The 8,124-nt window shown below is 37.1% G+C and carries 9 protein-coding genes, 1 tRNA gene, 1 rRNA gene and 1 other RNA gene; 8 read left to right on the top strand and 4 right to left on the bottom strand.

Annotated features, from left to right (window positions below; translation table 11 throughout):
* On the top strand, positions 1 to 188 hold a 188-nt coding region (locus tag RCJ95_RS23610; RefSeq protein ID WP_446722826.1), incomplete at its 5' end, for a hypothetical protein.
* Here the strand turns inward: RCJ95_RS23610 and RCJ95_RS23605 are convergent.
* The 4 genes from RCJ95_RS23605 to RCJ95_RS23590 all read right to left on the bottom strand — a co-directional run bounded on the left by RCJ95_RS23605 (position 163) and on the right by RCJ95_RS23590 (position 3,888).
* On the bottom strand, positions 163 to 1,437 hold the full coding sequence (locus RCJ95_RS23605) for a cation:dicarboxylate symporter family transporter (RefSeq protein ID WP_221683471.1): 1,275 nt from the start codon (positions 1,435 to 1,437) through the stop codon (positions 163 to 165). The two genes, RCJ95_RS23610 and RCJ95_RS23605, sit on opposite strands and share 26 nt — an antisense overlap.
* Before the next feature lie 92 nt (positions 1,438 to 1,529).
* A complete protein-coding gene (locus RCJ95_RS23600) occupies positions 1,530 to 2,408 on the bottom strand; it encodes a response regulator (protein WP_048391012.1) in 879 nt (292 codons plus the stop codon).
* Positions 2,409 to 3,668 carry a sensor histidine kinase gene (locus RCJ95_RS23595; protein WP_257520901.1) on the bottom strand — a complete coding sequence of 420 codons (1,260 nt, stop codon included), beginning with the start codon at positions 3,666 to 3,668 and terminating at the stop codon, positions 2,409 to 2,411. It abuts the gene before it with no gap.
* A gap of 127 nt (positions 3,669 to 3,795) precedes the next feature.
* Positions 3,796 to 3,888, bottom strand: a tRNA-Ser gene (locus RCJ95_RS23590).
* Between the two features lie 168 nt (positions 3,889 to 4,056).
* Here RCJ95_RS23590 and ffs point away from each other — a divergent pair.
* From ffs to RCJ95_RS23555, 7 genes are all read left to right on the top strand, one after another.
* Positions 4,057 to 4,324, top strand: an RNA gene (ffs, locus tag RCJ95_RS23585) — signal recognition particle sRNA large type.
* Between the two features lie 141 nt (positions 4,325 to 4,465).
* Positions 4,466 to 6,250 carry a DNA polymerase III subunit gamma/tau gene (gene dnaX / locus RCJ95_RS23580; protein ID WP_221683475.1) on the top strand — a complete coding sequence of 595 codons (1,785 nt, stop codon included), beginning with the start codon at positions 4,466 to 4,468 and terminating at the stop codon, positions 6,248 to 6,250.
* Positions 6,251 to 6,270: 20 nt separating this feature from the next.
* Positions 6,271 to 6,585 carry a YbaB/EbfC family nucleoid-associated protein gene (locus tag RCJ95_RS23575; protein WP_004233957.1) on the top strand — a complete coding sequence of 105 codons (315 nt, stop codon included), beginning with the start codon at positions 6,271 to 6,273 and terminating at the stop codon, positions 6,583 to 6,585.
* An 11-nt stretch (positions 6,586 to 6,596) separates the two neighbouring features.
* Entirely contained in the window at positions 6,597 to 7,193 is a 597-nt protein-coding gene (gene recR, locus RCJ95_RS23570; RefSeq protein WP_221683476.1) for a recombination mediator RecR, read from the top strand.
* A gap of 13 nt (positions 7,194 to 7,206) precedes the next feature.
* Positions 7,207 to 7,422, top strand: a complete 216-nt coding sequence (locus RCJ95_RS23565; protein ID WP_004233954.1) for a YaaL family protein — start codon at positions 7,207 to 7,209, stop codon at positions 7,420 to 7,422.
* Positions 7,423 to 7,497: 75 nt separating this feature from the next.
* Entirely contained in the window at positions 7,498 to 7,770 is a 273-nt protein-coding gene (locus RCJ95_RS23560) for a pro-sigmaK processing inhibitor BofA family protein (RefSeq protein WP_004233951.1), read from the top strand.
* A gap of 283 nt (positions 7,771 to 8,053) precedes the next feature.
* Positions 8,054 to 8,124 (top strand): 16S ribosomal RNA (locus tag RCJ95_RS23555); the annotation flags it as partial.

Raw genomic sequence — 8,124 nt, 5'->3', positions numbered from 1 at the left:
CATGTGAACTTTCTTTGCCTTCTAAGTATCGTAAAGCTGCTTGTAATTTTTCCTCTGCACTATATTTAGCCATAAAAAAAATGCACCTCCAATTGTTAGATGTGTCTAACAATTGGGGTGCAGTTCACGATGCCATCCAACATCGTGAGGGTTTTTTTAAAATTACGCTAGGTTTTCATTTTCATTAAAGTAATTTTTCATCTTTTCTCGATCGAAACGGCCTTCCCACTTAGCCATTACTAATGACGCTAATGAGTTACCAATTACGTTAACAACTGTACGTCCCATATCAAGAATACGGTCAATACCAGCAATGAAGGCTAGTCCCTCAAGTGGAATACCTACAGTACCTAAAGTTGCTAGAAGTACTACGAATGATACCCCTGGAACACCTGCAATACCTTTAGATGTAACCATTAATACAAGCATTAACGTAATTTGTTCACCAATGCTTAGGTGAATACCGTACATTTGAGCAATAAATAATGCTGCAATGGCTTGATATAGTGTTGACCCATCTAAGTTAAAAGAGTAACCGGTCGGTATAACAAAAGATACAATATCCTTTGGCGCCCCTAATTTCTCCATTTTCATCATAACACGTGGTAATACAGCTTCAGAACTTGCTGTTGAGAAGGCTAAAATTAGCTCATCTTTTAATACTTTAATTAAATAGAAGATGCTGATCCCTGCGAATTTTGCCACAAGTCCAAGAACGACAAAGATAAAGAATAGCATGGTTGCATAAACAAGAATTGCCAATTTGGCAAGTGGAACCAGTGAAGCAAATCCATATTTGGAAACGGTTACACCAATTAAACCAAATACCCCTAGTGGAGCGAATTTCATTACGAGGTTTGTTACCCAGAACATAGCATCTGCTACCCCTTGGAAGAAGTCTAAGACTGGTTTCCCTCGATCACCTACTGCAGCAACCCCTAAACCGAAAATAACTGAGAAGAAGATAATTGCTAGCATATTACCTTCAGCCATTGACTGAATAATATTTGTTGGGACAATGCCTACAATGATATCAAATGGTCCTTCATGCTGTACTTCCTCAGTTGTTGATACATACTTCGAAATATCCCCTTGAGATAATTCATTCATGTTAATACCTGCACCAGGTTGGAAAATGTTTGCAGAAAGTAATCCAACTACGATTGCAACTGTAGTAATAATCTCAAAGTAAATTATTGATTTCCCGCCTAATCGTCCAAGTTGCTTCATATCTCCAGTACCAGCAACACCAACGATTAATGTCGAAATAATAATCGGTACAACAATCATCTTAATAAGATGTAAAAATATATCCCCTAATGGTTGTAGATATGTCTCAATTTTGGGGTTTCCGTAAAAGATACCACCAACAATGATCCCTAAAATCAAACCGATTAAAATCTGAGCGGCTAAACTGACTTTAAATTTCTTTTTCAAATCCTTTGTACCTCCCCTAATATTAAATTTTTAGGACACGCCTTACTTTAATAATACGGAGGACTTATGGAATCCGACAAAATCCGAGAAAATTAATTTACTTTTGTTAAAATGTCTGAATATAACACTTGAATAAACTTCTTAATATTTACCTTTGCTTTACGATTATCGTGATCTTCAATCTGTGTCATGAGCTGACGAATTTCTTTAAAATCAAAATAGCGAGGGGCATAGTACTCGAATTCTGAGTTTGTGTAATCAACAACCCCTAAATTAGCAAGATTAATCATGGCAGCTAATATTGTACGACGCACACGCTGCTCGATGGCCTTACTCTCTTTTAAAATTTCATCTGGCGTAGCCTTGGTCACAGCTGCAATTTCTTCATAAAGCTCCTTTAATGGAGGAAGGGGTGCAATCTTGTGCTGGTGAGCAAGTAATGTTTCTATAATGGCAATGATATCCTCACTACCAATTTCCCCGACAATCCCCATATCATTCAAAATAGATTGAATATGGTCTCGTGATGTAGCTTTATGAGTCTTTTGTTCACTTAACTCAATGTTTGTAAGTGATTGACGTATCACTAATAGTGAATTTTTAAGTCGAAATTGTTCAGTTGTTTTTTTTAAAACATTTTCAACTTCAATACGATTGATTGGTTTATGAATGAAGAAATCAATTCCTTGCTCATAGGCTTCGCCAACCATTTCCTTATTCACTACCTGTGAAATCATAATAAATTGTCCCTCGAAACGATTTTGCATAAGTTGTTCCACAGTTGCTATACCATCAAGCTTAGGCATCAGTAAATCAATAAGTACAAACTCTGGCTGTGTCATTAAAATTTGCGGAATGGCATCTTCACCATTTCGAGCCTCACCAATAACTGTTCCTAACCCGCTATCTTCAATAATTTGCTTTAACATAACACGACTTGCACGATCATCATCTACAATAAAATACCTCATTTAAGTCTCTCCCGTTTGAATAGTTTGCGTAGGAATTATGATTTTAAACGTTGTGTATTGATTGTTTGATTCAACGGTTATTGAGCCTTTTAATTTTTCTACTAGTTCAGCAACATGCGAAAGCCCAATGCCAGTTGCTGCAACACCATCAACATTGAATTTAGTGGTGTATCCAGGTTCAAAAATAACAGAAATATCTGCTTGGGAAATCCCTTGTCCATTATCACATACGGTTATTACAGTATTATCCTCTTGGCGCTCAATAGCAATAGAAATGATCCCTTGCTTTTCAATAGCCTCAACAGCATTGGCTGATAAATTATTTAATAGAGCAAGGAGTGCAATATGATCTTTCGTTTGAAAATCAAAGTCTATACATGTATGAAATTGTATTTCCTTACCAAGTAATTCTGCATATTTCCTATTACCTTCTTCAATATAATGCAATAATTCAGATAATACAAAAGGGCCAAAGCTCTTTTCCCCGACAATCTTTGAAATACCAGCATATATCCGTTGAGAATCCTTTTTCACTTCATGGATTTCCTGGGCAATATGAAGTGCTTGTAAACTTTCCGCTCGAAAACCTAGCGTCTTTAACTGACGATATAATTCATAACCACTACCTGTAATTGTTTCAATATGATTCATTGACTTTTTTAAATATAGTGTCTCCACATAGAGATCAGATCCAATATTCAGCATTTCTTGTACCCGCTTTTTTTGTTCAGCTATCAAAATAGAGCTGTAAATCCCTACTACAAAAAAGCTTCGTAATAATGCTACCGCTAATAGGATCAAGAGATCATGGAGAAATAAAAAAGTATATGTTTGGACAAAAAATCGGAAAATTTGTTCAGCTAAATTACTGATGACCTCACTAAAAGCAACGAGTAAACCAAGTTTTAGTGGCTTTTCTCTGTATTGTTGAATATCTAAAATTTGCAGGCATACTGCAAACAATACATAAAATAAACCGGCTGGTAAATGGTTAAATATACTCTCGGCAATCAGAACATCATGTAATGTCGAATTAATAACCCGAAAAATAGTTGTCACAATACCGGTAGCTACACCTGCTAAAATAATTGGTGTAGGTTTAATTAATGTGCATAAAAAGAAGACAATTGTTCCTAAACCAAAACGGAAAGTTGTATTAGCAAAAGGCATAATTTTAATTTCACTACCTATTGCGGTCATAACAGCAATAATGAAAATCCAAGTAAGGGAAGCACGCGTCATAAGTAATTTCGATTGCAATTCAACAACCTCCCATCATTGATATAATAAAAAATACCACAACCGAGGCGGAAGTGGTATCTAACAAGTAATACATACAATTTAGGCAAAAAAAAAACGGCTACATTCGTAGTCGGAAATTTAAAACTGGAGGAGGTAGAGGGATTCGAACCCCCGCGCGGTGTTACCCGCCTGTCGGTTTTCAAGACCGATCCCTTCAGCCAGACTTGGGTATACCTCCATGTTATATTGCTTTACTGTCTTATCGACAAAAATAAATTTATCATAACTAGAAACGAACGTCAAGATAATTTTTGAAAAAATATATAATGTTTAAATCGTCACTTAGAAATAAATAATTTGTGCATTAAGTTGCATTTTATACAAACAGTCAGTATACTAGTTATTGCCGTGCTAGGTGGGAAGGTAGCGGTGTCCTGTAACTCGCAATCCGCTCTAGCGAGACTGAATTCCTTTTTCGAGGCTGTCCGTATTGTTTGGTCTGCCTTTTGCACGTAGTGTTGACGATTGGGTCCTGCGCAATGGATACCCATGAACCATGTCAGGTCCGGAAGGAAGCAGCATTAAGTGGTCTTATTCATGTGCCGCGGGGTTGCCTAATCTGAGCTAACGACAAGAGTAACGCTTATGTGCGGCTGTCAAGGAAAGGTGCACGGCATTAAATTGCCAATTCAAAGCATCCGTCTATTATAGGCGGATGCTTTTTTATTTTAAATTTAGCAACTTCATTTTCTATATAATGCAGCAAATGCTATAATAAAACTATTCAATTAAATGGAGAAGGAGAGAGGAAATCAGTGACGTATCAAGCATTTTACCGTGTGTATAGACCGCAATCTTTTCGAGAAATGTCTGGTCAAACACATGTCAAAAGAACGCTACAAAATGCTCTCCTAGCAAATAAAACAACACATGCTTACTTGTTTTCTGGGCCCCGTGGTACAGGGAAAACAAGTACTGCTAAAATCTTTGCGAAGGCCTTGAATTGTGAACATGCACCATCGAAAGAGCCGTGTAATGAATGTGCTACATGCATAAGTATTACAGATGGTTCTCATCCAGATGTAATTGAATTTGATGCAGCCTCAAATTCACGTGTTGAAGAGATAAGGGATATCATAGAAAAGGTGCGTTTTGCTCCTGCAAGCAGTAGATATAAGGTGTACATCATAGACGAAGTGCATATGCTTTCTACAAGTGCTTTTAACGCTCTTTTAAAAACGTTGGAAGAACCACCTCCTCATGCCGTGTTTATTTTAGCAACTACAGAGCCTCATAAATTGCCTGCTACGATCATTTCTCGTTGTCAGCGCTTTGATTTTAAACGACTTTCTACTAATGATATTATTGAACGTATGAAAGTTGTTTTAGAAGATATTGACTTACCATATGAAGAACAAGGTTTAAAGGTGATTGCACAATCAGCCGCAGGGGGAATGCGTGATGCTTTAAGCTTATTGGACCAAGTTGTGTCTTTTAGTGGCGAAAAATTAAAACTTGAGGATACGTTGTTAGTTACAGGTTCTATTAGTCAGGATGTTTTTTATGATCTAGCGGAGGCACTCAAAGTAAAAGATGTTGCGCAAATGCTTACCCTTTTAGAGCAACTTATAGCTGACGGTAAGGACCCTTTGCGACTCTCAGAGGATTTAATTACATTTTTCCGCGATTTATTATTACTTCAAACAAGTGATGATTTAGCTGAACTTTTAGAGCTTGTATCTCCTGAGGAACGTGTATTCACTTTAGCGCACGAGTTTGCACCAAATATGCTTTATGGATATATTGATATACTTGCAAAGACACAGCAAGAGATGCGTTTCTCTCACCATACCAAAATTTATTTAGAGACGGCTTTGCTTAAAATGGTACAGTTTTCAGGAGGGATAGCCCATCAGACGGTGACTACAAATGAAATGGGAGAAAACCCTGATCTCACTCAAAAAATTGTAGCTCTTGAACAACTGGTTCAGCAACTATCCTTACAACTGCAAACGGGGACACCTATGCAAACGACGACAGCACAAAAAGAGCAACGGCCTCGAGCTAAAAGCCCGAATGGTTATAAAGCACCTACAGGTCGTATTCAGGAAGTGCTGAAAGATGCAACAAAGCAGGATGTGCAACGTATTAAGTCCATTTGGGCACAAGCCTTAAGTCAAATGCAAAAATCACAATCGGCTCTTTTAGCAGAAGCCGAACCTGTTGCGGCATCTTCAAGTGCTTTTGTGTTAAAATTCAAGTATGATATTCATTGTCAGATGGTTGCCGACAACCAGTCTTTAAAGGCTCACTTTACACAATTAATTGCAGGGCAAACTGGTACAATGTACGAGATGCTATGTATACCAGAAGAATCGTGGTTAAAAATGCGTGAAGAGTTTATTCGTGATCATGGTCTGCAGCAAAAGAAATCACAGACTGAATCAGAGCATGGAGAAGAATTATTAGAGCCACCACCGGCAGAAATGCCAGAAGAACCATTTATCGATGATGCCCAACCTCTTGCTTCACAAGACCCACTTGTAACAGAGGCTGAAAAGCTCTTTGGTAAAGATTTTGTTGAAATTATTGAAGATTAAATTTTTAGGAGGAAACATTTATGCGTGGAATGGGAAATATGCAAGGTATGATGAAAAAAATGCAAAAAATGCAAAAGGAAATGATGGAGGCTCAAGAAGCTCTAAATGCTGAGCAATTTGAAGGTGTTGCAGGCGGCGGTATGGTGAAAGTAACAGTTTCTGGTCAGCGTGAAGTAGTTTCAGTAAATCTAGATGAATCTGTAGTAGACCCAGAAGATATCGAAATGCTACAAGACCTAATTGTTATTGCAACAAATGAAGCGTTGAAAAAAGTAGAAGAAAAAACAAACTCAACTATGGGTAAATTCACGCAAGGCTTAAACCTTCCATTCTAGGAGGTATTCATATGTACTACCCAGAACCAATATCTAAATTGATCGATAGTTTTATGAAATTGCCAGGTATCGGGCCGAAAACTGCGGCTCGTCTGGCGTTTTTTGTGTTAACAATGAAGGAAGACGATGTATTATCTTTCTCTAAAGCACTAATTGATGCTAAACGAAACCTAAGCTACTGTTCTATTTGTGGCAATATAACGGATGTAGATCCTTGTCACATATGTACAGATAAGCAGCGAGATCATTCTATTATTTGTGTTGTACAAGATACAAAAGATGTGATTGCAATGGAAAAAATGCGTGACTACAACGGTATGTACCATGTACTTCAAGGAGCTATTTCACCAATGGATGGTATTGGTCCAGAAGACATTAATGTTGCTTCTTTGCTAGTGCGCTTGCAAGATGAAAGTGTCCAAGAACTTATTTTAGCTACAAATTCAACAATCGAGGGTGAGGCAACCGCTATGTATATTTCTCGCCTTGTCAAACCGTCAGGCATTCGTACAACTCGTATTGCTCATGGATTGCCAGTAGGTGGAGATCTAGAATACGCAGATGAGGTTACGCTGTCTAAGGCAATGGAAGGCCGACGCGAGTTATGAGTGAGGGATTAGTATGTTCTTCCGTAGTAAAGGGAAATTAAAAAAGGAATTTGATGATAAGCTTGTGAATCTGATTAAAGAAACAAAAGAGGATTTACAGCAGGCAAAGATAATAGAAGAATTAATGGATGATTATGACCTAGGTGTAATTGCTCAACGCAAAACAGCAGAAAGTATTCATTTCTATTTGTTTAAGGAAGCTAGAATTCGTAAGGTATTAATAAAATAGTTCTTTGTAAAATATTCATAGAAGCAAAACAGGAAACATAAACTTTCATAATTATTTAATTGAGGGGGCAACTATATGTCTGAGTTAGTAATTATGAGTATTTGTATTCCTGTCGGGCTTCTTTTTCTTTATGTAATAATAAGACATGCTAAAATGGGTAAAATCTTAGAAGGATTATCGGTGTTTTGGTTTAGATTTGCATTTGCTTTTCTACTATTATTCGTAATCCATTTAGGTATTGGTTATATAGGATATAATGTGCCAATCAATCTGTTTTCGGTCTTAACAATCGCTGTTTTAGGTATTCCTGGTGTCTTAGGAATAACAGCTTTAATATTTATTTTATAAAAGGCTTGCAATATAAAAAGATTATGGTATAGTTATAAAAGTCGCTAATACAACTGATTGAAACGGAAAAATAATTTTAAAATTATTGTTGACACGGTGTGTGGCGCATGATATTATATAAGAGTTGCTGCTGAAACAGCAGTAAACAAAATGAACCTTGAAAACTGAACAAGCAAAACGTAATCAATAAAGTTTTAAGTAACTAGCTTCAGTTAGTGAACGAAACGCAATTTTGGACATCAAACATGATGCCAGCAAAACAATTTGAGCTAATCAAATTTCTTTTATGGAGAGTTTGATCCTGGCTCAGGACGAACGCTGGCGGCGTGCCTAATACATGCAAGTCGAGCGAAC

This window comes from Lysinibacillus sp. BSL11 (genome assembly GCF_052928325.1).
The sequence above is the reverse complement of the archived record's forward strand: the minus strand, read 5'-3'. Positions and strand labels throughout refer to the sequence as shown.

Coding starts and splice junctions, on each gene's coding strand:
- RCJ95_RS23600 (WP_048391012.1), bottom strand. CDS start 2,408: ATGAGGTATTTTATTGTAGATGATGATCGTGCAAGTCGTGTTATGTTA.
- RCJ95_RS23575 (WP_004233957.1), top strand. CDS start 6,271: ATGCGTGGAATGGGAAATATGCAAGGTATGATGAAAAAAATGCAAAAA.
- recR (WP_221683476.1), top strand. CDS start 6,597: ATGTACTACCCAGAACCAATATCTAAATTGATCGATAGTTTTATGAAA.
- RCJ95_RS23565 (WP_004233954.1), top strand. CDS start 7,207: ATGTTCTTCCGTAGTAAAGGGAAATTAAAAAAGGAATTTGATGATAAG.
- RCJ95_RS23560 (WP_004233951.1), top strand. CDS start 7,498: ATGTCTGAGTTAGTAATTATGAGTATTTGTATTCCTGTCGGGCTTCTT.